Below are 26,135 nucleotides of genomic sequence, written 5' to 3'. Positions count from 1 at the left end.
TGCCCCTGACCGTCAGTGGCAGGACTGCCGCACACCCTCGATTTACTGCCAGATGCAAGGCACACTGGCAGCATGCTGAAAAACGTGGCCGCCGTCCTCCTCGACGGAGTGCACCCCTTCGAACTCGGCGTCGTCTGCGAGGTGTTCGGCCTCGACCGCGCCGACCAGGGCCTGCCGGTGTACGACTTCGCGGTCGTCTCCGCGGAGGGCCCCTCGCTGCGCACCCACGTCCCCGGCTTCACCGTCTCCACGCCGTACGGCCTCGACCGGCTGGAGGAGGCCGATCTGATCGCCGTACCGGCGGGCAGCGACTACGTGGGCCGGGAGTACCCGCCCGAACTGCTCGCCGCCCTCGTGAGGGCAGTTGACCGGGGTGCCCGCGTGCTCAGTGTCTGCTCCGGTGTCTTCGTGCTCGGTGCCGCCGGGCTGCTGGACGGGCGGCGCTGCGCGGTGCACTGGCAGCAGGCGGACGAACTGGCCCGGCGCGTCCCGCGCGCGATCATCGAGCGCGATGTGCTGTACGTGGACGAGGACCCGGTGATCACCTCGGCGGGCACGGCCGCCGGTATCGACGCCTGTCTGCACATCGTGCGCAAGGAGGAGGGCACGGAGGTCGCCAACACCATCGCCCGCCGTATGGTCGTCCCCCCGCACCGCGACGGCGGCCAGGCCCAGTACATCGACCGCCCGCTGCCGGACTCCCCCTGCGACACCGTCGGCGAGGTGCTCGTCTGGATGGCGGAGAACCTCGACGAGGAGGTCACCGTCGAGCAGCTAGCCGCCCGCGCCCACATGTCCCCGCGCACCTTCGCACGCCGCTTCCAGCAGGAGACGGGCACGACCCCCTACCGCTGGATCCTGCGCCAACGCGTCCTGCAGGCCCAGCGGTTGCTGGAGGCGACGGACGAGACGATGGACGCGATCGCGGGCCGAACAGGGTTCGGTACGGCGGCAGCGCTACGCCATCAGTTCGTACGGGCCCTGGGCACCACCCCGAACGCCTATCGCCGCACGTTCAGGGGCCCGGAGGCCGCCTGAACGCATACTCGACCGCTCAGTCGTTCTCGACGATGGCGTAACGGGGCTCGTTCTCGGCCATCTGCCGCAGCGCGTCCTTGCGCTCGCGCTTGGAGAGCCGGTCGATGTACAGGTAGCCGTACAGGTGATCGGTCTCGTGCTGCAGACACCGGGCGAAATAGCCGGTGCCGCGCACCTTGATCGCGTTGCCCTGCTCGTCCTGCCCGGTCACCTCGGCGTAGTCGGGCCGGGCGAGCGGCGCGTACGCGGTCGGCACGGACAGACAGCCCTCGTTGCTGTCGTCCAGGCGGCGCAGCTCGGCGGGCAGCTCGACGAGCTTGGGGTTGCAGACGACACCGGTGTGCCGGGCACCCTCGTCGTCGGGGCAGTCGTAGACGAAGACCTTCAGGTCGACGCCGATCTGGTTGGCGGCCAGGCCCACGCCCTCGGCGGCACGCTGGCTGGCGAACATGTCCGCGACCAGCTGCTGGAGCTCCTCGCCGAACTCGGTGACGTCCTTGCACTCCTTGTGCAGCACCGGGTTCCCGACAACGGTGATCGGCCGCGAGGTCCCGCGCTCACGCCACCCGGCCTCACGCTCCTCGCCGCCCTCGGTGTCGATGACGAAGCCCTCGTCGTCCACGGGAAGCACGCCCACGTGCTGCTGATCGGTGTCCTGCTGCGCCATGACCGACGATGCCTTCCTCAACCAAAAAATAAGGGGGGTGTGATGCTGATACAGGGTAAGGGCACCTAACAGACCTCTTCGAGATCCCGCCAGTCCCTGGAATCCGGGCTGTCGGCAACCCACCCGTCCAGCAACCCCCGAACCAGCGAGGCGGGCGCCGCAACGCCACACTCCCGCTCAGGCACCCACAGCTGCCCATCGGTCCGATGACCGAGCGGCCCAGGATGCCCCGGCTCACTGTGATCATGCGGATCGAGATGCTCCCCGTCGCCCTCATCGGACGGCATCCGGGACTCCGAGCACATCCGACACAGCAACCGAACCGACGACGACCAGTCCTCCGCCGCGAACCCGGCGTCAGCCGCAAGCTGCTCCAGCGCATCCCGATCGGCCTCGGTATCGGCCTCCAGAAGCACGACCCAGGTAGGAACAGGCGAAGGAGCCCAAAGCTCGATCTCGTCGAAAACGGGGTAAGCGTGCCCCGCACCAGTCGTCCGCTCCCCATGCGGAACCCCGTCGTGCAGCACGACCTCACCCCACCGCCGCCCGGACGACGGCAGCGGAATGGACAGCACCTCAATACGGGCGGGATCCAGCCGCCGCCCCCACACGACCTCGGCCTCCCCCTCGGGAGAGAGTCGTACGGCCGCGCTGCCCAGGTCCATCCCGACGGGCTCCCCGGACGCACCGGGAGCGCCCGGCACGCGCAGCCCGTACGCCTGCCAGGCCCGCCGCGCCAGCGGCCAGTCCTGGAGCGCGGTGGCGGCGATGCCGACGTTCCACCAGTCAGGTGCCCCGGTCTCCCGGTCGAGCAGCGCGACGGCACGCAGCCCCGCCGCCCTGGCCTGCTCCCAGTCGTGCCGGAACTTGTGCAGCAGGGCGAGGTTGAACCAGGACTCGGACAACCAGGGCTCAAGGTCGGCAGCACGTGTCAACAGCGCTCCCGCGTCCTCGTACCGACCGTCGCCGATCAGCGTGAACGCACGGTCGGTGGCCTGCCGCCAGGAGGCGGAGGGCCGGTGCCGTCCCTTGCCGAAGATCCTCACGATTCCCGCCTGCCAGTTCCGTGGTGTGGGCTGGCCTGTGCCCCCGGACACCCTCTCATTCGCATCCAACCACGTGCGGCTGGAAGGGCGCTCATTACCCATGGGTTACCCAGCCGAGGGCAGCGTAAGACAGTCCCGCGACAGCACGCGGGCCAGCGATTCCACGACCTCGGGCGCGTAGTCCCCGGCGCCCCCCAGCCGCAGCTCCTCCAGGGCTTTCAGCGGCCCGCCGGGCCCCGCGTCCCGGGCTTTTTCCTCGTACGCGTTCACCGCCCGCACGATCTGCGCGGTGACCGGTTGCTCCCGATAGGGGTCGGCCTGCCGCTCGACGACGACGGCGACCTCCGCGTCGACCCCGGTCTGGCGTACGACGGCTCCCCCGAGCAGGGCGATACGGCGCTGCTCCTGCGCGGGCAGCACGGCGGTGGCCCCGGCCGGCACCGGGTCGACGAGGCTGAGCTGGCCGATGTCGTGCATCAGGGCCGCGTACTCCAGAACGGTCAGGTCGGGCTCGGACAGCCCCAGGTCCCGCCCGACGGCCCGACTGAGCGCGGCGACGCGGCGGGCGTGCCCGGCGGGGGTGTAGCCCGCTATCTCGGTGGACCGGGCCAGGGAGGCGATGGTCTGCCGGTAGGTGGCGCGTACGGCGGCGTACCGCCGGAAGGAGAGCTGGGTGAGCAGCAGCGGCAGCGAGAACACGGGCAGCGCCCACAGCCCCACGACGGCGACCGCGAGCGCCATCACCGCCCCCGTCGCACACACGGCCGACCCGATCCCGAGCATCGCCCGCAACTCGTCCCGCAGCAGCGGGCCGAACGGCCACCGGGTACGGGAGTGCGCCAGCGCGGCGGCGAGCACGGCGTCGCACAGGGCGGTGAGCGTGAGAAGCGCGAGCAGCAGCAGCGCGTAGGCGGGACCGCCCCACTCCCCGAACACACCCCGGTTGTACAGCGGTTGAAAACAGACGGCGGCGAATCCGACGGTGAGCACCCGCCGGGCCAGGTGATCGAGCGTAGGGCTCTGCCCGCGAGCTATGTGCGGCACGGATCCAAGCAGGGAGGCGACAAGAACGACGGTGACGACCTGGGCCGCGCCATGATGCGTCGGCTGCCCGGCATCCTCCCCGAGCAACGCATAGGCCAGCGCCCCGGCGGCCCCGAGTGGCGCGGCCTGGCGCACATCGGCCCCGGTCCACCGAGTCAGCTCCCCCAGAGCGACGAGCACCCCGAAGGCAAGGGCGACACCGCGTTCGTCGAGGCCGGTCCAGAGGGTGACGAGGAGGGAGACGAGGCCGAGGAGGGCGGCGGAGGCGTGAATGAGGGCGAGCAGGAGGGGAGGGCGGGGCGAGGCAGATGGCCCAGGCAAGGCCGAACGGGACGGCGCGGACGAAGTCATGGCCCGCTCCGGCCGACGCCGTCGGGGTGCTTCTCTGTCCGACTGGAAACGGGTGGCGTGGGTGGGAAGGCTTTTCGGGACTGGGCCTCGTCGGCTGTGACCGCCGGATGCCATCCATACCGCCCCAGCGCCCGCACCAACGCCGTGACCATCAAGGGGTCGAACTGCACCCCCGCACACCGACGTAGCTCCTCCAACGCCGCCGACACAGGCCGACCCCGACGGTAGGACCGAGTGGACGTCATCGCATCGAACGCGTCAGCGACAGCCACCACTCGCGCGAACTCCGGGATCTGACTCCCGACGAGCCCATAGGGATACCCGCTCCCGTCGATCCGCTCATGGTGATGAAGAATCGCCGACCGGGCCTCCCCCAGAAACCCGATGCCCCGCACGATCTCGTGCCCGTACTCGGGGTGCAGTTCGATCACGCGCCGCTCCTCGGGCGTCAACGGCCCGTCCTTGCGGAGCAACCGCGTCGGTACGCCCAGCTTCCCCACGTCATGCAGGATCCCGGCGAACCGCAGCACCTCGACCCGCTCGTCGTCCATCCCGAGCTCACGCGCGATCATCATCGAGGCCTGTCCGACCCGCTCGCTGTGCCCGCGTGTGTACCCGTCCTTGATGTCGACGGCCTGCACCAACGCCCTGATCGTCGCCTGATGGGCGGCCCGTTCCCGGTGGTACTGGGCGAACACCCACCACGACACACACATCGGCAACAGCACGAGCAACGCGGCGACAGGACCGTACGGACTGCGCCACAGGACGGCCATCATCAGCCCGGCGAGCCCGTGCACGGCGACGGGAGCGAGGGATCGTAGGAACAGCCCCCGCCAGGCCCGCCGTACCGGCACCCGCTCGGCGAGCACCAGAATCCCGCCGTCGAGCACGCTCAGCACCAGGCAGAACGCCACCACGGCGGCCCCGGCGGGCAGCAGCGCGTAAGGGAAGTCGGACGCGACGACGGCGTCCCGGCCGCCGAGCCACCAGTGCACCCGGGAGGCCGCCCACACCCCGAGCGCCAGCTGAGCGGCCCGCCACACCCGCCGTAGCAGGAAAGGCCGCTGCTCGACCCGCGAGAGCAGCGCCCCCGGCAGTGGTACGAGCGCGGCGGCGGGCGGCGGCAGGAGAAAGGCGCCGGCGAGCAGCACGGGGTAGAAGGTGCCGGCGAACCGCCTGCGGGCGACCTGCTCGCAGCCGGCGTACAGCACGGCGAGCAGCAGGACGGCCCACCACGGTGTACGCACCGTCGGCAGCGGAAGCAGGCAGAACAGGACGCAGAGGACGACACAGGCGACGTACGCGCGCGCCCGTGCCGGAATTGCCTCCATGATGTTCCTGCTCCTCCCCCGACCATGCCTGTCCAGGCTGGGGAGCCTAGGGCGGCCAGGGGGGAGTGCGCGGGCTTATCACCCGCGGATTAGCACGTTCGAGTGACGATCGCGCGTTCAGGATTCCTGCGGGGCGGCGGTGATGTCGTGCTCGGGCACGGCCTGCCCGGAGCGGATCTGATCGAGCCGCCCCAGGACCTTGGAGCGCAGGTCGCTCGGCACGTCGTCGTGACCGCAGCACCGCTTGACCAGCTTCTTCACGGCCTCTTCGAGCCCGTACTTTTCCAGGCACGGCGAGCACTCCGTGAAGTGCTGCTTGAACTTGTCGCGGTCGACGTCCGGCATCTCACTGTCGAGGAACTCGTAGAGATGGTCGAGTACCTCACTGCAGTCCGTCTCGTGCGGCTCTCCGCAGCTCATGAGCCCGAGCCTTTCGCTTCGTTCGACTCTCCGACACCGGCCGGGACCAGCCCGCGCTCACGCGCGTAGTCCTCGAGCATGCCGCGCAGTTGACGGCGGCCCCGGTGCAGCCGGGACATCACCGTACCGATGGGCGTCCCCATGATGTCCGCGATCTCCTTGTACGCAAAGCCCTCAACGTCCGCGAGATACACGGCGATGCGGAACTCCTCGGGGATCGCCTGGAGCGCTGCCTTCACATCCGAGTCGGGCAGGTGGTCGAGCGCCTGCGACTCCGCGGAGCGCAAGCCCGTCGACATGTGCGACTCGGCCCGTGCGAGCTGCCAGTCCTCGATCTCCTCGGCCGCACTGCGCTGGGGTTCGCGCTGCTTCTTGCGGTACGAGTTGATGAACGTGTTGGTGAGAATCCGGTACAGCCACGCCTTGAGGTTGGTGCCCTCGCGGAACTGGTGGAACGACGCGTACGCCTTGGCGTAGGTCTCCTGCACCAGGTCCTCGGCGTCGGCCGGGTTGCGCGTCATGCGCAGCGCGGCCGAGTACATCTGGTCGAGGAATTCGAGCGCGTCCCGCTCGAAGCGCAGGCTGCGCTCGGCGGACGACTCCGTGCTCGTGCCCTGGCCCTCGGGCTGCTCCGCCTGGCCGTGTTCGGTCCCTGCGTCGGTCCCAGTGACCGGACCCACCTCCTCAAGATTGCCGACAGCACCGAAACCGATGCCACCAGAATCGGAGGATAGACGACGATCCGGTCCGGCCGCCGCCCGAATAGGGCCGCTCTTCGTCGCGTGCAGCACTGTCCAGTCCAGTTCAGCGCTGCTGCTGCGACTCGGGCAGAAGGTCGAACCCATGCGGCGGACTTCCTCTCCTACGACGTCTGCGCTGCCGGCCAGTCCTTCACCCGGCCAGCACTTCTGTCCGCCTCAACAGTGGTAAGGGGCTCAGCATTCCCGCCCTTTACCCGAGTGTTCGAGTCCACTCCACGACCCGCCCCGTGACGATCGCCAGCGCCTGCTCCTGCGTGATCTCCGCGCGCTTCGGCACGACGAACCCGTGATCGCCGTAGGGCACCTCGACCAGCTCGAAGGATCCGTCCGGGAACTCCTCCGGCTTCCCGAAGGGATCGTGGCCGCCCTGGACGACGAGTGTGGGCACCCCGGCCCCGAGGAGTTCGTCGGCGCGGGACTTCTCGGGCCTGCCGGGCGGGTGGAGCGGGAAGCTGAGGGCGAGTACGGCATGGGCGCCCAGCTCCGTCGCCGTACGACAGGCGACACGGGCACCGGCGCTGCGCCCGCCCGAGATCACCGGCAGCCCGGGCTTGGCGAGCGCGGGCCACAGTCCCCGCCAGCCCACGTCCAGGGTCTTCGGCGCCGGCGCCACCTTCTTGCCGGCCACCCGCCAGGGCTGCTCGACGAGCGCCACGCTCACCCCGTGCCCGGGCAGCACGGCCGCCAGCGCCTGGAGGTCCCGCGCTTCGATGCCCCCGCCGGCGCCATGGCTGACGGCGAGGACGAGTCGCGCCTTCCGCGCCTTGTGCCAGGTGATGCGGGCGTCCCCCGCGTCCGTGCCAATGATCTCGGTGCCCATGATCTCGCTCGTCACATCAGAAGAGTGTGCCCTCTTCAGGCCCCTCAAGTTCGGTCAGCAGCTCCGGTCCGTTGTTGCGGACGTTGCTGACGGCCGTGGTCACCGGGTAGGCGCGCATCAGACCGGCGGGCGGCGGCGCGAGCAGCTCGCGGAGGTCGTCGGGGTCCGTGCGGGAGGGGTCCAGCCAGGCGTCCCAGCGGTCCGGCGTCAGCATCAGGGGCATCCGCGGGTGGATGTCGGCCAGCGCGTACGGGCCGTCGGCCGGAGCGATCGCGAGCGGCGTCGTCTCCGCCTCGGTCGTGATCACCGAGCAGGTCACCCACCAGGCCTGCGGATGGTCGTCGGGGAGCGTCTTGTCCCGCCAGAACTCGTACAGCCCGGCCATCGCGAAGACCGAGCCGTCGGCGGGCAGCACGAAGTACGGCTGCTTGCGCGGCCGCTTCTTCCTGCCCTCGACCTCCAGGTCCCTCTCCTGTGTGCCGGTGACCCACTCGTAGTAGCCGTCGGCGGGGATGATGCAGCGTCGGGCGGCGAAGGCCCGGCGGTAGGACGGCTTCTCGTGCACGGTCTCGGCGCGCGCGTTGATCATCCGGGCGCCGCCCTCGGGCGTCTTGGACCAGGACGGGACCAGGCCCCACTTGAGTTTCCGCAGCTGGCGAACCGGACGGGGGTCCTCCGCGTCTTTGACGGGACGGTCGAGGACTGCATAGACCTCTTTGGTCGGGGCCACGTTGTAATCGGGGGCCAGGGTCTCCTCGGGCTCCCACTTCTCGATCTCAAAGATTCCTGCGAGATCCTCGGGCCCACGACTCGCTGCATACCGTCCGCACATACGTGCAACACTGCCAGGCCCACCCGTCGCCCGACCACCACCCCTCAACGATGGCGCTGCGCGCCAGCCCCTTTTGATCCGACCCACGGGAGCCACCGCCGAACATGGACAGCATCGCCTCGACCTCGCTGGCCGACCTCTGGAACGAGATCTTCGGCAGCCAGCCCGACCCCGATCTGTGGGTGGTGCTCGCCACCATGGTCGCCGCCCTCGCCGTGGTCGTCCCGCACACCCTGTGGCGCATCTCCCGCAACGCCATCACCATCGCCCACGAGGGTGGCCACGGCCTGATCGCCCTCCTCACCGGCCGCCAGCTCACCGGCATACGCCTGCACTCCGACACCAGCGGCCTCACCGTCAGCCGCGGCAAGCCCCACGGCATCGGCATGATCCTCACCGCCGCCGCCGGCTACACCGCTCCCCCGCTCCTGGGCCTGGGCGGCGCCGCGATGCTCGCCGCCGGCCACATCACGGCCCTCTTGTGGCTGGCCTCGGCGCTCCTGGTGGCGATGCTGGTGATGATCCGCAACGCCTACGGCGCCCTGACCGTGATCCTCTCCGGCGCCACCTTCGTGGTGGTGTCCTGGCTGGCGGGCCCCCAGGTCCAGGCGGCGTTCGCGTACGCGGTGGTGTGGTTCCTGCTGCTGGGCGGAGTACGCCCGGCTTTCGAGCTACAGATGAAGCGCTCGCGCGGCGGCGCCGGAGACTCGGACGCGGATCAGTTGTCGAGGCTGACGCACGTACCGGCGGGGTTGTGGTTCTTCCTGTTCCACGCGGTGAGCCTGTGCTCGCTGATAGGCGGGGGCAGGTGGCTCCTGGAGGTATGACGCGCCCCGAAGGGGCAGGCGTCAGGGGCGCGGGGCTGTATCAATTTGCGGCTCCGCCGCGTGGGCGCGACCAGCCACAACGGCGCAGCACCCGAACGACGGCCTACTTATACAGTTGCCCCATGGCTCCGAACGACCCACACATCGCCCTCTGGCCCGCCCCATACGCGACCGGAGCCGTCGACGCGACGGTCCACGTACCCGGGTCGAAGTCGGTCACGAACCGTGCCCTCGTCCTGGCCTCCCTCGCCTCAGAACCCGGCTGGCTGCGCCGCCCCCTCCGCTCCCGCGACACCCTCCTCATGGCCGGCGCCCTGCGCGCAATGGGCGTCGGCATCGAGGAGGGCGTAGGCCCGGACGGCTCCGGCGAAGCCTGGCGCGTCATCCCCGCGGGCCTGCACGGCCCCGCCACGATCAACGTCGGCAACGCCGGCACGGTGATGCGCTTCCTCCCCCCGGTCGCCGCCCTCGCAGACGGCGAGATCCGTTTCGACGGCGACCCGAGGTCGTACGAGCGCCCCCTGCACGGCGTGATCGACGCCCTCCGCGTCCTCGGCGCCCGCATCGACGACGACAGTCGAGGCGCACTCCCGCTTACGGTCCACGGCGGCGGCGCCCTGGACGGCGGCCCGGTGTCGGTCGACGCGTCCTCGTCCTCCCAGTTCGTCTCGGCGCTGCTGCTGTCCGGCCCCCGTTTCAACCAGGGCGTCGAGGTCCGCCACACCGGCTCCTCGCTGCCCTCGATGCCGCACATCCGGATGACGGTCGACATGCTGCGCGCGGTCGGCGCCCAGGTCGACACCCCGGAGTCGGGCGGCGAGCCGAACGTCTGGCGGGTCACCCCGGGCGCCCTGCTGGGCCGGGACCTGACCGTGGAGCCGGACCTGTCCAACGCCCAGCCGTTCCTTGCGGCGGCCCTGGTGACCGGCGGCAAGGTCCTGATCCCGGACTGGCCGGCCCGCACCACCCAGCCCGGCGACCGGCTGCGCGAGATCTTCACCGAGATGGGCGGTTCCTGCGAACTGACCGAGTACGGGCTGGTGTTCACCGGCTCCGGCGCCATCCACGGTATCGACGTGGACCTGAGCGAGGTCGGCGAGCTGACCCCGGGCATCGCGGCGGTGGCGGCTCTCGCCGACTCCCCCTCGACCCTCCGCGGCGTGGCCCATCTCCGGCTGCACGAGACGGACCGCCTGGCCGCGCTCACCAAGGAGATCAACGAGCTCGGCGGCGACGTCACCGAGACCGCCGACGGCCTGCACATCCGCCCGCGCCCACTGCACGGCGGGATCTTCCACACGTACGAGGACCACCGCATGGCGACGGCCGGCGCGATCATCGGCCTCGCGGTGGAGGGCGTCCAGATCGAGAACGTGGCGACGACGGCGAAGACCCTCCCGGACTTCCCCGACCTGTGGAGCGGGATGCTCGGGAGCGATGGGGCGTAGGGGACTCACGCGATGCGCCGCTACGGCAAGCACACCGACGAGGACGACATCCGTCAGCGCCCCAACCGCAAGGGCAACCGGCCGCGTACGAACATCCGCCCCAAGCACGAGGAGGCGGTCGAGGGCATGGTCCTCACCGTCGACCGGGGCCGGCTGACCTGTCTGGTCGAGGACCGGGTCGTGATGGCGATCAAGGCCCGCGAACTGGGCCGCAAGGCGGCGGTGGTCGGCGACCGGGTGGCCATCATCGGTGACCTGTCCGGGGAGAAGGACACCCTCGCCCGCATCGTCCGCATCGAGCCGCGCAGCTCCGTGCTGCGCCGCACGGCCGACGACGACGATCCGTACGAGCGGGTGGTCGTCGCCAACGCCGACCAACTCGCCATCGTCACCGCCCTCGCCGACCCGGAGCCGCGGCCCCGCCTCATCGACCGCTGTCTGGTCGCGGCGTACGACGGCGGCCTCGACCCGCTGCTCGTGCTGACGAAGTCGGACCTGGCCTCGCCCGACGAACTCCTGGAGCTGTACGGGGCGTTGGGCGTCCCCTACGTCGTGACGAGCCGTGAGGAGCTGGAGAGCGGCGCGGCGGTGGAGCGGGTGCGCAAGCAACTGGACGGCAAGATCACGGCGTTCGTCGGCCACTCGGGCGTCGGCAAGACGACCCTGGTCAACGCGCTGGTCTCGCTGGAGCGGCGGCGCAGCACCGGGATCGTCAACGCCGTCACCGGGCGCGGCCGGCACACCACGACCTCCGCGCGCGCGATCCCGCTGCCCGACGACAACGGCTGGGTCGTCGACACGCCCGGCGTCCGCTCCTTCGGCCTGCACCACGTGGACCCGTCCCGGGTGATCAAGGCCTTCCCCGACCTCGAACCCGGCACCGAGGGCTGCCCGCGCGCGTGCAGTCACGACGAGCCGGACTGCGCCCTTGACCAGTGGGTGGCCGACGGCCACGCGGACCCGGCGCGACTGTATTCCCTACGCCGATTGCTGGCGACACGGGAACGGACGGAGGGCGACTGACCTCCGCGTTGTTTGGCCGGGTCGAGGTCCGGTAAGTGCATAATCGCACCGAGCCGATCCAAGCCGGACGAAGCAGTCGACGTGGCGACACGGAGGGACAAGACATGGCGTGGCTGCTGGTCGTTGTGGCGGGACTCCTCGAAACAGGCTTCGCCGTCTGCCTGAAGCTCTCTCACGGCTTCACCAGATTCTGGCCGACCGTCGCATTCTGCATCTTCGCCCTGGGCAGCTTCGGCCTGCTCACGATGTCCCTGAAGAAGCTCGACGTGGGCCCGGCGTACGCGGTGTGGACCGGCATCGGCGCGGCCGGCACCGCCATCTACGGCATGATCTTCCTCGACGACCTGGTGTCCACCCTGAAGATCGTCTCGATCAGCCTGGTCATCATCGGCGTGATCGGCCTGCAGCTGTCGGGCTCGTCGCACTGAGGCCCGTCGTACCACTGAGGCCCGTCGTACCACTGAAGTCCCTCAACTGACCTGCCGGTGCAGCGCGCTGCGCACCAGGTCCGCGACCCCGCCCTCCCCCGGCGGTGCCGCCACGCAGGACAGGGCGAGACGGACGACGAGTTCGCAGGAGCGGGCCAGGTCGGCGGTGTCCGGCTTGGCCGCGCCGGGCCCGGAGAGCACGGCCACGGCACGGTCGCGGACCAGGGCGACGAAGTCACCGGGCGAGGGCAGCGGGCCGTCCGCCCGCCGCTGTGCCGGTACCGCCGAGGAGGAGGGCACGGCGGAGAGCGTCGGCGAGGGCAGGCGTTCGCTCCAGCATCCGGTGAGCATGGCCCGTACGAGCGCGTTCTCGCGGGCCGTGGACGCGGTCCACTCGGCGGTCGCGGTCAGCCGTTCGCGGGCGTCGGCGGGGCCGCGCTCACGCAGGTCCACGGCGCCGGCGAGGGCGCGTTCGACCCCGGCGAGATAGCCGTCCGCTTCCCTGCGGACGAGGGCCCGGGCGAGGCCCTCCTTGCTGCCGAACTCGTTGTACAGCGTCTGACGGGACACTCCCGCCGCCGCGGCCACGTCAACCATCCGCACAGCGGACCACGGCCGACGGGCCAGCGCCGTATAGGCGGCGTCCAGTAGGGATTCCCGCGCTGCAGGCATTCCGCCTCCCTGGGGCCAAGCGGGGTCCGGCGAAGTTCGGTGCGGTTCGGAGGCGCCCCAAAGGGGCGCGGGGGCCGTATCGATATGCGGCTCCCCCGCGCGGGCGCGCCCAGCCAGAACGAACCCGCGGTCGACTCACCGGACTTCCAGCGGAGCGCTTAGCGGCTCTGCGCCCAGATTTGACGCGCACGGGGGCACTGTCAAGGGTTCGCGAGAGCACCGGGGGGCGCCTTTCGGCCTTCGCGACCCGCTTCACTGTCGACACGGTTCCTCCACAGACAGTTGTTGGTCCATCACAGCCCCCTGTAGCCCGGAACCGATCGGTAAAGATACGGTTCGTCGCATGCCCGACTATCGCGATGACCTGCGTCTCGCCCACGTCCTCGCGGACGCCGCCGACAACGCGACGACGTCCCGGTTCAAGGCTCTTGACCTGAAGGTCGAGACCAAGCCGGACATGACCCCGGTGACCGAGGCCGACAAGGCGGCGGAGGAGGTCATCCGCGGCCAGCTCCAGCGTGCCCGCCCACGGGACGCGATCCTCGGCGAGGAGTTCGGCATCGAGGGCACCGGCCCCCGCCGCTGGGTGATCGACCCGATCGACGGCACCAAGAACTACGTACGCGGCGTGCCCGTCTGGGCCACCCTGATCGCCCTGATGGAGGCGACGGAGGGCGGCTACGAGCCCGTCGTCGGCGTCGTCTCCGCGCCCGCCCTCGGCCGCCGCTGGTGGGCCGCGAAGGGCCACGGCGCCTTCACGGGCCGCAGCCTCTCCTCGGCGTCCCGGCTGCACGTCTCCCGCGTCTCCAAGCTCTCCGACGCCTCTTTCGCGTACTCCTCGCTGTCCGGCTGGGAGGCGCAGAGCCGCCTGAACGGCTTCCTGGATCTGACCCGCGATGTGTGGCGCACGCGCGCGTACGGCGACTTCTGGCCCTACATGATGGTCGCCGAGGGTTCCGTCGACATCTGCGCCGAGCCCGAGCTCTCCTTGTGGGACATGGCCGCCACCGCGGTCATCGTGACCGAGGCCGGCGGCACGTTCACCGGCCTCGACGGCCGCCCGGGCCCGCACAGCGGCAACGCGGCCGCGTCGAACACACTGCTGCACGACGAGTTCCTGGGGTATCTCAACCAGCGCTACTGAGCTTCCCGCGCCCCCTTGTTGACCCTCTCTTTGCCTGCCACTCTGAGAGTCCCGCCCCTTGTGAATTTGTGAAACAATGAACAAACGCCGGCGGGGTACCCCAGGAGGTGGCTCGTCCCCATGCTCGTTCGTGACGCCATGAGCACAGTGGTCCTCACCGTCGGCCCGACCCACACCCTTCGCCAGGCTGCCGCACTGATGTCCTCCCGCCGGGTGGGCGCGGCGGTCGTCCTCGACCCCGACGCCGGTGGCATCGGCATCCTCACCGAACGCGACATCCTCAACTCCGTGGCCCTGGGCCAGAACCCGGACACGGAGCCCACAGGCACCCACACCACCAACGACGTCGTGTTCGCCACCCCGACCTGGACCCTGGAGGAGGCGGCCCGGGCCATGGCCCACGGCGGCTTCCGCCATCTCATCGTCCTCGACCACGACGAACCCGTGGGCATCGTCTCGGTCCGCGACATCATCCGCTGCTGGGCGCCGGTACGACAGCACGCGCCGGCCTGAGCGCACACCCAAGCGCACACACATACGGGCCGGACCCCCACGCAGGGAAGTCCGGCCCGTCCAGCACGACAAGCGATGACAGATCCTGTATTAGACAAATTCCAATCCAATCAGAGCTCTAAAGTCACACCCATTCGGGACCTGGTCCCCTTCTGTTAAACTGGCTCTTATGAGCGACCTTCTGGAACGACTGCGTGGACGCGGATGGCGAATGACCGCGCAGCGACGCGTCGTGGCCGAGGTCCTCGACGGTGAGCACGTCCACCTGACGGCCGACGAGGTGCACACACGCGCCGTCGCGAAGCTGCCCGAGATCTCCCGTGCGACCGTCTACAACACGCTGGGCGAGCTGGTCTCCCTCGGCGAGGTCCTGGAAGTCGCCACGGACAAGCGCGCCAAGCGGTACGACCCGAACGCGCACCAGCCGCACCACCACCTGGTCTGCGCCCAGTGCGGCGAGATCAAGGACGTCCACCCGAGCGGCAACCCGCTGGCCGACCTCCCCGACTCGGAGCGCTTCGGCTTCGCGGTCTCGGACGTCGAGGTGACCTACCGGGGCGTGTGCCCGAACTGCGCGGCAGCGTAGAACATACGAACGCGAGCCCCCGGCGCCGATCCGGCACCGGGGGCTTTCTGCTGCGCACGACCTTCCCGTATCTGACGGTCCGTCATATCGTCGACGCCGTGGGAGAGCCGTATCCAAAACTCAGCGCGACCGACCTGACCCGCACCTTCGGCAGGGGCCCCGGGGCCGTGGAAGCCCTCGGCCCCCTCGATCTGACCGTCGCCCCCGGCGAGTTCGTCTGCCTCGTCGGCCCCTCGGGCTGCGGCAAGTCCACACTCCTGCGCATCGCCGCCGGCCTGCTCCGCCCCAGCAGGGGCACCCTGGAAATCCGCACCACGAGCCCGCGCCCCGCAGCCATGATCTTCCAGGACTACGGCATCTACGACTGGAAGACGGTCCAGGCCAACGTCCGCTTCGGCCTGGACATCCAGCGCGTCCCGCGCCGCGAGGCGAACGCCCGAGCCACCGAGTGGCTGACCCGCATGGGCCTCGCCGACTTCGCCCAGGCCTACCCGGCGACCCTCTCGGGAGGCATGCGCCAACGCGTGGCGATCGCAAGAGCCCTGGCGGTGGACCCCGAACTCCTCCTGATGGACGAGCCGTTCGCAGCCCTGGACGCCCAACTCCGCATGATCCTCCAGGACGAACTCCTGGACCTGACCCAGACGACCCCCACAACCACCCTCTTCATCACGCACAGTCTGGAGGAGGCGATCGTTCTCGGCGACCGCGTCCTGGTGATGTCCGCCCGCCCGGGCCGCATCATCGCCGAACACCGCCCGCCGTTCCCGCGCCCACGCAACGGCGAGATCCGCTCGACCCCTGAATTCACCGCCCTGAAGACCGAGTTGTGGGACCTGTTGCGAAAGGAGGCGGCCCCGGCATGACCACGGTCACCAAGGCGCCCCCCGGCGAGTCGATCCTGATCCGCCGCCCGGGCCCACAGGAACTCCATCCCGTACGGACCCACCGCCGCCGGCGCGCCCTGGAACTGTCCCTGGCGGTGGCCGTCCCCCTCTGCCTGATCCTCCTGTGGCAACTGGCCGCCACCCAGGCCTGGATCGACGACCGGGTCTACCCGGCACCGTCCGCGATCCTCGCCGACGGCTGGGACCGTGCCGCGGCCGGCGACCTGTGGCCGGACGTGTGGGCCACCCTGAAACGCGTCCTGGCCGGCTACGCGGTCGGCACGGCGGCGGGCTTCGCCCTTGGCCTGCTGATGGGCTCCCTGTCGCTGGTACGGGCGGCACTGGAACCGATGCTGGACGCCCTGTACGTCGTACCGAAACTGGCCCTGCTCCCGATCTTCCTGAACATGTTCGGCCTGGGCGAGGGCCCGCAGGTGGCCCTGGTGGGGGCCACGGTCTTCTTCTTCGTGTGGATCTCGACGATGTCGGCCGTGATGGCGATCCCGTCCGGCTACCGCGACGCGGGCCAGGTCTTCGGAGCCTCCCGCTGGCAGATGTTCCGCCACGTCCTACTGCCCGCGTCCCTCCCCTCGGTCCTGGTGGGCGCGCGGATAGCGGCGGGCGTGGCGGTCCTGGTCATCGTCGCGTCGGAGCAGATCGCCGCGACGAACGGCCTGGGCCATCTGATCTTCGACTCGCGCGCGCTGTTCCAGAACGACGTGATGTTCGTGGGGATCGTCTGCGTAGCCGTCCTGGGCGTGCTCTTCTCCGAACTGGTGCGGGTGGCGGGCCGGTTGCTGACGCCGTGGGCACCGAGGGACCGAGGACGGGGACAGTCATGAGAAGCCGTACGTACGTCGCCGCACTGACGCTGGCGACATTGCTGACGGGAGCCGGATGCACGGCGCAGGACAACTCGGCGTCGAACTCCCCTTCATCCTCGGCACCGCGCACGATCAAGTCGGTGGCGGGCTGCGGGACATCGTCCTGGACGGACCCTGCCGACCTCTCACCGAACCGCACCCCGGCCCGCTGCCGCGCCGGAGCCCCCGCGCCCCAGCCCCTCCCCGAAACCCGGAAGCTGACGATAGCGACGGGAACGCTGAGCGCGGAGTATGTGGCACCGCTCCAGGTAGCCCTGGACAAGGGCGAGTTCAAGAAGGAGGGCCTGGACGTCACGCTCAAGGTGCTCCCGACACCGGACGCCCTCCCGCTCCTGGCCAAGGGTGACCTGGACGCGATCTGGGCGGCCCCGGAGGCGGCGGTGATGAACGGCGTCAAGGGCGGCTTCGACATCAAGTGGGTGGCGGGCAACTTCTCACCCTCCCCCGGTTCGAAGAGCGGCCTGTGGGTGCGCTTGAAGGACGGCGAGACCACGGACCGGGTAGCGATGGCCGGCCGCAGGATGGGCACGATGATCGGCAAAGGCTCCGTGATCGCGTACCCCATGGAGAAGGCCCTGGAGAAACACGGCGGCGGCCTGGACAAGATCCAATACCAGCAACTGGGCTCCGCCGACGTCCTCACGGCCCTGCAGAACGGAGGCGTGGACTCGGCCTGGCTCCTGGACCCGGTGTGGCGCAAGGTCGACGGCGAGCCGGGGTACGCCTTCCTGGGCGGCCAACCGCCCGGCGAGCCCCTGGGTGGCATGCTGTACGGCCGCAGCCTGCTGAGCGACGACGTGGACGCGGGGGTGGCCCTCCTGAGGGCGTACATCCGCACGGTGAACACGTACTTCGCGTCGGACTACAAGAAGAACGCGACCTTCGTCACATACCTGGCGAACCTCCTGAAGACGGACCCGGCGATCCTCGAATCCACCCCGTCCCTCCGCATGGACTGGGAAATCCGCGCCGGCACAACAGACCGCCTCCAGTCCGCGTACGCCGCCCAGGGCGTGGCAGAGGGCTCCCCACTCCCGGAGTCGAAGACGGTGAACCGCGCCCTGTACGAGGAAGCGGTGGGCCACAAAAACGCGTAAGGACCCGGATCTTCAAGATCCGGGTCCTTAGGCGTTCAGTAGCGGGGACAGGATTTGAACCTGCGACCTCTGGGTTATGAGCCCAGCGAGCTACCGAGCTGCTCCACCCCGCGTCGATGAACTGAACATTACGTCAGGGATGCAGACGGAAGCAAATCGCTTACTGAAGGCCGAACTACTCAACGCCGGTCCAGGCATCTCAGCCTGTCCGGCGTTTGAGGACAAGGCCCGTTCAGGGCCGGCAGCGGGGGTCTGGGGGCGCAGCCCCCAGGGATGGGACGGGTAGGGGCGGCGGGGGCGAAAAAACCCGACGACCACCGTCAGGCAGACAGCTCCTCCCGCAGAGCGTCCCGCAACCGAGCCGCCCGCTCCGAAACCTCCCCCGGCCCCAGCGTCACAGCAAGATCAGCCCACCGCTGCCCCTCCGCCAGCTCCCCACGACGCGCGTAGACCAGGGCAAGCCGCAAAGCCGCCCGCCCATGCCCCGCGTCAGCGGCCCGAGTCCACCACACCGCAGCCTCAGGCTCACTCCCCTCCCGAGCCAACAGCAACCCAAGATTGAACGCCCCGTTCCGAGACCCGGCCTCGGCAGCCTCCCGGTACCACCGAGCCGCCTCCACCACATCGCCCCGCGCAGCGGCAAGCATCCCCACCCGCACCTGCGCCCGCCGATGCCCCTGAGAAGCCGCCCGCTGATACCACTCCTCGCACTCACTCCGCTCCCGCACAGGCTCCCCGAGCTCATGCGAAGGCACAGGAGGCCGCCGAGCGTCGAGCACGGCGGCCAACCGATACGCCGCCTCCGCGCTCCCACCCCCCGCGGCACACCGCAGATGCCGCTCGGCCTCCGGCTCGTCCCCGTCCCGCAGCAACACGATCCCGACCTGCAACGCCGCTTCCGTATGCCCGGCGGCGGCAGCACGCTCGTACCACCGCAGCGCGGCCTCGTCCTCACCCCGCCCGGCATGCAGAATCCCGAGGTTGAACGCGGCGTCCACGCTCCCGGCCTCCGCGGCCTTGGAGAACCACGGCTCCGCCCCCGTCGTGTCCCCGCCCTGAAGCAGCAGGATCGCGAGCGCGTTGGCCGCCTCGCGATGCCCGGCGTACGCGGCCCGCCGATACCACTGCTCGGCCTGGGCGGTCCGCCCCTGCGCGGCACAGAGCAGCCCGAGGTTGTAGGCGCCGTTGACGTCCCCGGCGTCCATGGCGGCCCGGTACCACCGCTCGGCGGTCTGGGTCTCACCCCGCTCGGCATGCAGCGCGCCCAGCGCGTTCGCGGCGTTCCCGTCCCCGTCCTGCGCGGCCCGCAGCCACCACACGGCGGCGCTCTCGGAGTCCCCGGCGTCCCGCAGCAGGAACCCGAGCGCGCACGCGGCCCGCGCCTCGCCGTCCTTGGCGGACGTCAGATACCAGCGCCCCGCCTCCTTGAGCTCTCCGCGCTTCTCCAGGATCGCGCCGAGCTGGAGCGCTGCCCGGCGGTGCCCACGCGCGGCGGCCTGCCGGTACCACTGCTCGGCCTCGTCGACACCGTTGTCACCACCGGTCTCGCCCTCATCAGCGGCCTTGCGGTCGATCGTCCGCGCCAGCCGGTACGCCGCCTCCCGGTGGCCCCGCTCGGCCGCGGCCCGCATCCACTGCTCGGCCGTGCCGTCCGCGCGGTGTTCCAGCAGATCGGCGAGCGCGTAGGCGCCCAGGGCGTGTCCCTGCTCGGCGGACTGGCGCAGCCAGTACTCGGCGGCGGGCTCGTCGCCCCGCTCGCGGTGATGCCGGCCCAGCGCGTGCCCGGCGGCCGCGGACCCGGCGACGGCGGCGATCCGCCACCAGCCGGCGGCCTCGTCGGCGTACCCGCGCTGGTGGAGGAGGACTCCCAGGTTGTTGGCGGCGGCACGGTCCCCGGCGGCGGTGGCGGCACGCAGCTGGGGCTCGGCTCCGTCGAGATCACCGCGGCGCAGCAGCATGGCGCCGAGGACACTCATCGCCTCGGTGTCGCCTGCTTCGGCGGCCAGCCGAGTGCGTGCCTCGTCGGCAGCCTCGCCGGTTTCGTCCCGGTCGGAAGGCTGCGCAAAGCCCGCGGGCTCCACGAAGTCAGAAGGCTCCGCAAAGCCGGAAGGCTGCACAAAACGCCCTGTCTCCAACAGAGTTGCCTTGTCCCCCATAACGTCCATCGTCGCACCACCTGCAACCTGGGTACACCTGGTATACCGCAGCCAGTGAGGTCACTTCAGCGTTTTGTCGACATGCCCACAGAACGACAAGTCAAACACACATACACCAACTCCCCACGGCGGCACGGCCGTCCCGCAGGTCGGCACATCCGTTCGCACACACACCGAAGGCCCGGATCCTTTGAGGATCCGGGCCTTGGTATCAGTAGCGGGGACAGGATTTGAACCTGCGACCTCTGGGTTATGAGCCCAGCGAGCTACCGAGCTGCTCCACCCCGCGCCGTTGTGTTGCAACCGTACCACGGCGCGGGATGGCCACTTGACCAGCTGGATCAGCCGCTGGGGCTGCTGCTCGGACTAGTGCTGGGGCTGCTGGTGGAACCACTATTGGGACTGCTGCTTGGACTCGCACTGCTACTGGGCTTACTGGTGCTCTTGTCGGCCTCGGCCTGAGCCTCTTCCGCCCGCTGCAACGCGTCCTCAAGGTCCTTCTGCGCCTGGCCGTACGCCTCCCAGTCGCCCTTCTTCAGGGCCGCCTGGCCCTCGTCGAAGGCCTTCTGGGCGTCGTTCAGCGCCTCTTGGACCGTGGGATTACTGGACGTGGGTGGAGTGGTCGTCCCCTCGTCCGGTGGCTCAGTGGTCGAACCCTCGCCCCCGAACACCTTGTTGAGCGCGGCGTCCAGGGTGTCCTCGAAGGCGGTGTTGCCTCCGTAGGTCACCAACACCTTGCGCAACAGCGGGTACTTGAGTCCACCACCGCGTACGTAGACGGGCTCCACGTACAGCAGTCCTCCGTCGAGTGGCACCGTCAGCAGGTTGCCGTACTCGACCTCGGAGTCGCCACCTCTCAGGAGTCTGATGGTCTCGGCGATGTTCTGTTCGGAGTTGAACTGGCTCTGGACCTGTTTGGGCCCGTTGACGGTGGTGCTCGTCGGCAGTTTCAGAACTCTGATCTTGCCGTAGTCACTTGTGCCCGCCTCGGCGTCGACCGCCATGAAGGCACTGAGGTTGTCCCGGCCGTTCGGCGTGAACGTCGTCGTCAGCGAGAACGCCTGCGCCTTCTGGTCGGGCATCTTCATGCTCAGGTAGTACGGCGGCACCGCGTCGCCCGACTTGTTGCTCGGGTCGTCCGGCACCTGCCACACCTCGCTGCCGGAGAGGAACGTCTGCGCGTCCTTCACGTGGTAGCGGGTGAGCAGCTCGCGCTGGACCTTGAACAGGTCCTGCGGGTACCGGAGATGGGCCATCAGCGAGTCCGAGATCTTGCTCTTGGACTCCACCGTGCCAGGGAACGCCTTCATCCAGGTCTTCAGGACCGGGTCCTGGGTGTCCCACTGGTAGAGCTTGACCTCGCCGGTGTACGCGTCGACGGTCGCCTTCACCGAGTTGCGGATGTAGTTGACCTGGTTCTGCTGGGCCACCACCGCACGCTGGTTGTTGCCGGCGGTCAGCGAGTCGGCGGTCGTGTCGCCGAGGGTCGTACGCGAGGCGTACGGATAGCCGTTGGTCGTCGTGTACGCGTCGACGATCCACTGGATCTGCCCGTCCACGACCGCCGGGTAGGCGTCGCCGTCGATGGTCAGCCAGGGCGCGACAGCCTCGACGCGCTCCTTGGGCGTGCGGTTGTACAGGATCCGCGAACCCTCGCCGATGGCACCGGAGTAGAGGATCTGCGGCTCGTTGAACGCCACCGCGTACGCCGCCCGGTTGATCGGGTTGGCGAGGTTGACCCCGCTCTTGCCCGTGTAGCTGGTGGTCTTCTCACCGTTGTCGTCGGAGTAGTCGATCTCCTTCTGGGGACCGCCGACGATCGAGTACTGGCTGGTCTTCTCGCCGTAGTAGATCCGCTGCTCGTACGTCCCGAGGTCGCCCTGGGACGGCAGGTCGGACTCGGTGAACTCCGGGCGGCCCTCGGCGTCGGCGGTGGTGCCCTTGGCGGCGACCACTCCGAAGCCGTGGGTGTAGCGGAAGTGGTCGTTGATCCAGTTGTTCTTCGGAATGCCGGCGAGGTTCAGCTCGCGCAGACCGATGACCGTGTCCTGGTCTTGGCCGTCCTCGCTGTAGCGGTCGACGTCCAGGTTGGTCGGGAACGCGTAGTAGTTCCTGATCTGCTGGAGCTGCTGGAACGTCGGCGACACGATGTTCGGGTCCAGCACACGGATGCTCGCCGTGGAGTCGACGTCCTTGCGCAGCTTGGCCTGGTCCGTGGTGCTGCTCGTCCCCGAGTACTCGGTGACCTGCGCGTCGTCGATGCCGTAGGCCTCACGCGTAGCCTTGAGGTTCTTGGTGACGTACGGCGCTTCCTTGGCCTGCTCGTTCGGCTGGACCTGGAACTTCTGGACGATCGCCGGGTACAGCCCGCCGATGAGGATCGCCGAGAGCACCATCAGACCGAAGCCGATCATGGGCAGCTGCCAGGTGCGCCGCCACAGGGTGGCGAAGAACAGCAGGGCGCAGATGACCGCGATACAGAACAGGATCGTCTTGGCGGGCAGATAGGCGTTCGCGTCGACGTACCTGAGGCCCGTCCAGTTGTCCGTCGCCTTGAAGTCGCTCGACTTGACCGCGAGGCCGTACCGGTCGAGCCAGTACGCGACCGCCTTCAGGCTGACGAAGAGGCCGAGCAGCACCGAGAGGTGCCCGGTGGCCGCAGCCGTGGCCCGCGCGCCGGGACTCGTGACCCTGAGCCCGCCGTACAGGTAGTGGGTGAGCGCGGCGGCGATCAGGGAGAGGATCGCGGCGGCGAAGCCGAAGCCGAGCAGGAACCGGTACCAGGGCAGGTCGAACGCGTAGAACTTGACGTCGAGGTGGAACTGCGGGTCCTTCGTACCGAAGGACACACCGTTGACCCACATCAGCCAGGTCCGCCACTGGCCGGACGCCGAGGCACCCGCGATCAGACCCACCAGGGAGGTGATCGCGAGCAGCAGCCACTTCTTGTACGGCGCGATACCCATCCGGTAGCGGTCGAGGCTCTGCTGCTCCATCGACATGGCGCTCAGCGGCGGGCGCAGCCGGTGCGCCAGCCAGATGTTGAAGCCGACCGCGGCCGCCATGAGCAGGCCGAAGACGAAGAAGAGCCCGATCTTCGTCCACAGGGTGGTCGTGAACACGGACGAGTACTTCACCGACCGGTACCAGAGCCAGTCCGTCCAGAATCCCGCGAACATGGTGAACGCCATGCCGAGTACGGCAAGGACGCCCAACGTCATGAGCAGGGTCCGGACACGCCGGGAGGGGCGGCCCACTCTGATCCGTGGCCCCGTCGGGCCTCCGCCGCGGTCCGGCATCTGGAAAGCCAAGGTGCGCACCTCGAAGTTCGCTGTTGGTCCGTCAGGCCCCCGTCTTCGCGGGCCCGCCATGGGGCCTCGTGATCGTAGGCCCCCACCTATGCAACTTACTCACGGTTTACGCGGTTCCCGATTCCGGCCCCCAACGAGGCAGGATTGTGACTATGTCCAACACTCCCATGGCAGCGAGCCCCCTCACCCGGGCCGTACTCGAGATCGACGAGTACGCCTCCACCCTCGGCTGGGACCAGCCCGCTCGCCTTTTCGCCCTCGTAGACACCGCGCGGCTGCGGACTCAGGAACCCTCCCTCGCGGCCCAGCTCGGCCTGGAGGACGAGCAGGAGACCACCGGTCTCACCCCGATCGAGCAGGACGAGATCCCGGCCGGCAAGCCGCTGGACGAGTTCCTCGGCACGATCGCCTGGCCCGGCGCCGTCGTCGGCTGCGCGCTCACGGTGGAGCGGCTGATGCTGCCGCCGTCCGCCGAGGCCTCGGTCCCGGAGGGCCTGAACGACGCCGCCCTCACGAAGTGGGTCGCCAAGCATCCGGACCGTCAGGAGGTCCGCATGACGGTCGGTGTCCTCCGCGACGGCACCCGCGACTCGGCCCTGCGCCTGCGCGAGAAGGACGCCCCGACGGAGGTCCTCACGGGCTCGGGCCTGGTCCCGGGCCTGGCGGAGGCGTTGTCGGCGACGTTCGAGGACTGATTCGCGGACTGAGGGGACGGGGTCCCTTCGGTAGTTCTTCGCGTACGACGACGGGGGCGCCCTTCGTGCTGGGGGCGCCCCCGTCGTCGTAGAGCCGTCTCTGTTTCTCTGTTTCTCTGTCTCTCTGTCAGCCCTTGGTGGTGCACTTCGGCAGGTCGGCGGTGTCGCCGCTGCGGATGTCCTTGAGGGCGCCGAGGGCGTCGTCGATGGTGGCGACCTTGACGAGCGTGAGTCCGTCGGGTGTGTCGGAGGCGGCGGCCGCGCAGTTGTCGGCGGGCGTCAGGAAGTACTGGGCACCCTTGCTGCGCGCGCCCACCGTCTTCATCTCGATGCCGCCGATCGGGCCGACCGTGCCGTCGTCGTCGATCGTGCCGGTGCCGGCGACGAACTTGCCGCCGGTGAGGCTGCCCGGGGTGAGCTTGTCGTAGATGCCGAGGGCGAACATCAGGCCGGCGCTCGGCCCGCCGACGTCGGCGAGCTTGATGTCGACGGTGAACGGGAACGTGTGGTCGGTCCCCGCGGAGATCCCGACGATGGCGCGCTTCTCACCGGTGTCGTCGGACGTCGCGGTGGTGATGGTGATGTTCTCGGTCCTGGTCGCCGTCTTGTTGGCCTTCTCGGCGGCGGCCTGCTCCTTGGCGGGGATGATCGTGAAGTCGACGTCCTCGCCGGGCTTGTGCTTGGTGACCAGTTCGGCGACGTCGTCGGGCGCCTTCACCGTCGTACCGTCTACCGCCTTGATCACGTCACCGGCGTGCAGCTTGCCCTCGGACGGGGAGTCCTTGACGACGGTCGAGACGATCACCCAGGACTTCACGGGGATGTCCAGCTCCTTCAGGGCGGCGACCTTGGCACTCTCCTGGGACTGGCTGAACTCCTCGGCGTTCTCCTGGGTCGACTGCTCCTCCGTCTTGCCGTCCGGGTAGAGCGTGTCGTGCGGCACGATCTTGTTGTCGTGCGCGAGCCATCCGTAGACGGCCTCGACCAGGTTCATCTTGTAGTCGGCGCTGGTGACGCGCACCGTGGTCATGTTCAGATTCCCGCTGGTCGCGTAGGTCTTGCGCCCGGAGATCTGCAGTACCGGCTCGCCGTCGTGATCGCCGAGGGTGTTCACCGTCGGGCCCGGGGACATCTCCGAATACGGCACGGGGATGAACACTCCCGCGCACAGGAGCGCGATCAGCATCAGGGTGGAGGCGAGCATCGTCGCGGTGCGGCGTGGCATGGAACGACAGTACGGGACGTGTCTGTCAGCGCCCCGTCAGGGCCGCCCGTCACAAGCCGGAGTGCGACTTCGACTTCTCCATGGCCTCGCGGAAACGCGCGTACCCGTCGAGCTCGGGGCGGTCGCTGCGCGTCTTACGCGTGCGGTTGGCCCAACTTCCCCACAGACCGGCGCCGATCGCAGCCAAAAGCGGAATCAGCAACCAGGCGAGCGCCGCCATGCCGACCTCCCAACCCCGATGAGCGACCGCAACTGACTGATCAGCAGATTAACCATCCGCACTGACAACGCTCACGCCAGGGGTGCGGTTACGCAACCGGAAGGAGAGTAAGAGGTCGGGAAGGAGATGAGGAGGCGGATCGTCCGCTCAGCAGGCGCCGACCCACTCCTCGGTCCCGTCGGAGAACTTCTGGTGCTTCCAGATGGGCACTTCGTGCTTGAGGTCGTCGATCAGCTTCCGACAGGCCTCGAAGGCCTCACCGCGATGCGGGCAAGAGACGGCGACGACGACGGCGAGATCCCCGACCTTGAGGTCCCCGACGCGATGCACGGCCGCCAGCGCCCGCACCGGATACTCGGCGACGACCTTCTCCGCGACCCGCCGCATCTCGGCCTCCGCACTGGGATGACACGAGTACCCGAGCTCATCGACATCGGCCCCCCCGTCATGATTCCGCACGGTCCCGACAAACAGCGCGGTCCCCCCGGCCGCGTCATCCCCGACGGCCCGAAAGACCTCGTCGAGAGAGAGCGCGGTCTCGCGAATACCGAGAAGCTTGATGGGATCCTGCGCACCGAGCTCACCGGGATGATCGTTCATGGCTGCCATGCCTCCATCGTGCCCCAAGCCACGGACAACCAGGAACAGAACATTCACCAGCACGCACGCGTGCGGCTTCGGAGTCTCCTACAGGGCGAGCATCATC

Annotated in this window: 26 protein-coding genes and 2 tRNA genes; 12 read left to right on the top strand and 16 right to left on the bottom strand. The window is 69.3% G+C overall.

The genetic code is table 11. The features are described 5' to 3' along the window. Positions 1-72: 72 nt before the first annotated feature. The gene (locus AC5DRG_RS35255) at positions 73-1,038 is read left to right on the top strand and encodes a GlxA family transcriptional regulator (RefSeq protein ID WP_491803634.1); all 966 of its coding nucleotides are present in this window, start codon (positions 73-75) and stop codon (positions 1,036-1,038) included. 16 nt (positions 1,039-1,054) lie between these two features. Here the strand turns inward: AC5DRG_RS35255 and def are convergent, their stop codons facing one another. The 8 genes from def to AC5DRG_RS35215 form a co-directional block, all read right to left on the bottom strand. Next, on the bottom strand, positions 1,055-1,705 hold the full coding sequence (gene def / locus AC5DRG_RS35250) for a peptide deformylase (protein WP_491803633.1): 651 nt from the start codon (positions 1,703-1,705) through the stop codon (positions 1,055-1,057). 65 nt (positions 1,706-1,770) lie between these two features. Then, the gene (locus AC5DRG_RS35245; RefSeq protein ID WP_491803632.1) at positions 1,771-2,751 is read right to left on the bottom strand and encodes a tetratricopeptide repeat protein; all 981 of its coding nucleotides are present in this window, start codon (positions 2,749-2,751) and stop codon (positions 1,771-1,773) included. Between the two features lie 105 nt (positions 2,752-2,856). After that, positions 2,857-4,146, bottom strand: a complete 1,290-nt coding sequence (locus tag AC5DRG_RS35240; RefSeq protein ID WP_491803631.1) for an HD-GYP domain-containing protein — start codon at positions 4,144-4,146, stop codon at positions 2,857-2,859. Further along, positions 4,143-5,480, bottom strand: coding sequence for an HD-GYP domain-containing protein (locus AC5DRG_RS35235; RefSeq protein WP_491803630.1), 1,338 nt, complete (start codon positions 5,478-5,480; stop codon positions 4,143-4,145). The genes AC5DRG_RS35240 and AC5DRG_RS35235 overlap by 4 nt, the downstream gene beginning before the upstream one ends. 117 nt (positions 5,481-5,597) lie before the next feature. Beyond that, entirely contained in the window at positions 5,598-5,900 is a 303-nt protein-coding gene (gene rsrA / locus AC5DRG_RS35230) for a mycothiol system anti-sigma-R factor (RefSeq protein WP_491803628.1), read from the bottom strand. Further along, positions 5,897-6,580, bottom strand: a complete 684-nt coding sequence (gene sigR / locus AC5DRG_RS35225; protein WP_491803627.1) for an RNA polymerase sigma factor SigR — start codon at positions 6,578-6,580, stop codon at positions 5,897-5,899. The genes rsrA and sigR overlap by 4 nt, the downstream gene beginning before the upstream one ends. Positions 6,581-6,851: 271 nt before the next feature. Then, positions 6,852-7,481, bottom strand: a complete 630-nt coding sequence (locus tag AC5DRG_RS35220; RefSeq protein WP_491813245.1) for an alpha/beta hydrolase family protein — start codon at positions 7,479-7,481, stop codon at positions 6,852-6,854. A 16-nt stretch (positions 7,482-7,497) separates the two neighbouring features. Beyond that, positions 7,498-8,313, bottom strand: coding sequence for an SOS response-associated peptidase (locus AC5DRG_RS35215; RefSeq protein WP_491803625.1), 816 nt, complete (start codon positions 8,311-8,313; stop codon positions 7,498-7,500). 104 nt (positions 8,314-8,417) lie between these two features. Here AC5DRG_RS35215 and AC5DRG_RS35210 point away from each other — a divergent pair, with 104 nt between their 5' ends. The 4 genes from AC5DRG_RS35210 (at position 8,418) to AC5DRG_RS35195 (ending at position 12,039) form a co-directional block, all read left to right on the top strand. Next, the gene (locus AC5DRG_RS35210) at positions 8,418-9,140 is read left to right on the top strand and encodes a M50 family metallopeptidase (protein WP_491803623.1); all 723 of its coding nucleotides are present in this window, start codon (positions 8,418-8,420) and stop codon (positions 9,138-9,140) included. Positions 9,141-9,262: 122 nt separating this feature from the next. Continuing rightward, the gene (gene aroA / locus AC5DRG_RS35205; RefSeq protein WP_491803621.1) at positions 9,263-10,588 is read left to right on the top strand and encodes a 3-phosphoshikimate 1-carboxyvinyltransferase; all 1,326 of its coding nucleotides are present in this window, start codon (positions 9,263-9,265) and stop codon (positions 10,586-10,588) included. Positions 10,589-10,600: 12 nt separating this feature from the next. After that, entirely contained in the window at positions 10,601-11,611 is a 1,011-nt protein-coding gene (gene rsgA, locus AC5DRG_RS35200) for a ribosome small subunit-dependent GTPase A (protein ID WP_491803619.1), read from the top strand. 104 nt (positions 11,612-11,715) lie between these two features. After that, positions 11,716-12,039 (top strand): DMT family transporter, encoded by a 324-nt coding sequence (locus AC5DRG_RS35195; RefSeq protein ID WP_491803618.1) that lies wholly within the window; start codon positions 11,716-11,718, stop codon positions 12,037-12,039. Positions 12,040-12,081: 42 nt separating this feature from the next. On the opposite strand, the gene AC5DRG_RS35190 is transcribed toward AC5DRG_RS35195, so the two are convergent. Beyond that, positions 12,082-12,711 carry a TetR/AcrR family transcriptional regulator gene (locus AC5DRG_RS35190; protein WP_491803617.1) on the bottom strand — a complete coding sequence of 210 codons (630 nt, stop codon included), beginning with the start codon at positions 12,709-12,711 and terminating at the stop codon, positions 12,082-12,084. Between the two features lie 343 nt (positions 12,712-13,054). On the opposite strand from AC5DRG_RS35190, the gene hisN reads away from it, so the two are divergent. The 6 genes from hisN to AC5DRG_RS35160 all read left to right on the top strand — a co-directional run bounded on the left by hisN (position 13,055) and on the right by AC5DRG_RS35160 (position 17,822). Then, on the top strand, positions 13,055-13,855 hold the full coding sequence (gene hisN, locus AC5DRG_RS35185) for a histidinol-phosphatase (RefSeq protein WP_491803616.1): 801 nt from the start codon (positions 13,055-13,057) through the stop codon (positions 13,853-13,855). A 120-nt stretch (positions 13,856-13,975) separates the two neighbouring features. After that, complete coding sequence (locus tag AC5DRG_RS35180) at positions 13,976-14,368, top strand: CBS domain-containing protein (RefSeq protein WP_491803615.1); 393 nt, start codon at positions 13,976-13,978, stop codon at positions 14,366-14,368. A gap of 169 nt (positions 14,369-14,537) precedes the next feature. Then, positions 14,538-14,954 carry a Fur family transcriptional regulator gene (locus AC5DRG_RS35175; protein ID WP_491803614.1) on the top strand — a complete coding sequence of 139 codons (417 nt, stop codon included), beginning with the start codon at positions 14,538-14,540 and terminating at the stop codon, positions 14,952-14,954. Positions 14,955-15,052: 98 nt separating this feature from the next. Next, entirely contained in the window at positions 15,053-15,820 is a 768-nt protein-coding gene (locus AC5DRG_RS35170; RefSeq protein ID WP_491803613.1) for an ABC transporter ATP-binding protein, read from the top strand. After that, the gene (locus AC5DRG_RS35165; protein WP_491803612.1) at positions 15,817-16,683 is read left to right on the top strand and encodes an ABC transporter permease; all 867 of its coding nucleotides are present in this window, start codon (positions 15,817-15,819) and stop codon (positions 16,681-16,683) included. The genes AC5DRG_RS35170 and AC5DRG_RS35165 overlap by 4 nt, the downstream gene beginning before the upstream one ends. Then, a complete protein-coding gene (locus AC5DRG_RS35160) occupies positions 16,680-17,822 on the top strand; it encodes an ABC transporter substrate-binding protein (protein WP_491803611.1) in 1,143 nt (380 codons plus the stop codon). The genes AC5DRG_RS35165 and AC5DRG_RS35160 overlap by 4 nt, the downstream gene beginning before the upstream one ends. A gap of 39 nt (positions 17,823-17,861) precedes the next feature. On the opposite strand, the gene AC5DRG_RS35155 is transcribed toward AC5DRG_RS35160, so the two are convergent. From AC5DRG_RS35155 to AC5DRG_RS35140, 4 genes are all read right to left on the bottom strand, one after another. Further along, positions 17,862-17,935: transfer RNA gene (locus AC5DRG_RS35155), tRNA-Met, on the bottom strand. 207 nt (positions 17,936-18,142) lie between these two features. After that, positions 18,143-19,987, bottom strand: a complete 1,845-nt coding sequence (locus AC5DRG_RS35150; protein WP_491803609.1) for a tetratricopeptide repeat protein — start codon at positions 19,985-19,987, stop codon at positions 18,143-18,145. A gap of 206 nt (positions 19,988-20,193) precedes the next feature. After that, positions 20,194-20,267 (bottom strand) — tRNA-Met (locus AC5DRG_RS35145). A 52-nt stretch (positions 20,268-20,319) separates the two neighbouring features. Continuing rightward, entirely contained in the window at positions 20,320-23,277 is a 2,958-nt protein-coding gene (locus AC5DRG_RS35140; protein WP_491803608.1) for a UPF0182 family membrane protein, read from the bottom strand. 164 nt (positions 23,278-23,441) lie between these two features. Between AC5DRG_RS35140 and AC5DRG_RS35135 the strand changes: the two genes are divergently transcribed. Next, complete coding sequence (locus AC5DRG_RS35135; protein WP_491803607.1) at positions 23,442-23,984, top strand: PPA1309 family protein; 543 nt, start codon at positions 23,442-23,444, stop codon at positions 23,982-23,984. Positions 23,985-24,111: 127 nt separating this feature from the next. Here the strand turns inward: AC5DRG_RS35135 and AC5DRG_RS35130 are convergent, their stop codons facing one another. The 3 genes from AC5DRG_RS35130 to AC5DRG_RS35120 all read right to left on the bottom strand — a co-directional run bounded on the left by AC5DRG_RS35130 (position 24,112) and on the right by AC5DRG_RS35120 (position 26,038). Next, on the bottom strand, positions 24,112-25,209 hold the full coding sequence (locus AC5DRG_RS35130; RefSeq protein WP_491803606.1) for a YlbL family protein: 1,098 nt from the start codon (positions 25,207-25,209) through the stop codon (positions 24,112-24,114). Positions 25,210-25,258: 49 nt separating this feature from the next. Further along, the gene (locus tag AC5DRG_RS35125; RefSeq protein ID WP_491803605.1) at positions 25,259-25,429 is read right to left on the bottom strand and encodes a hypothetical protein; all 171 of its coding nucleotides are present in this window, start codon (positions 25,427-25,429) and stop codon (positions 25,259-25,261) included. A 147-nt stretch (positions 25,430-25,576) separates the two neighbouring features. Beyond that, positions 25,577-26,038: a molybdenum cofactor biosynthesis protein MoaE gene (locus AC5DRG_RS35120; RefSeq protein ID WP_491803603.1), complete on the bottom strand. Its 462-nt coding sequence runs from the start codon at positions 26,036-26,038 to the stop codon at positions 25,577-25,579. Positions 26,039-26,135 lie beyond the last annotated feature (97 nt).

This window comes from Streptomyces sp. JLBG701 (assembly GCF_058544905.1).
The sequence above is the reverse complement of the archived record's forward strand: the minus strand, read 5'-3'. Positions and strand labels throughout refer to the sequence as shown.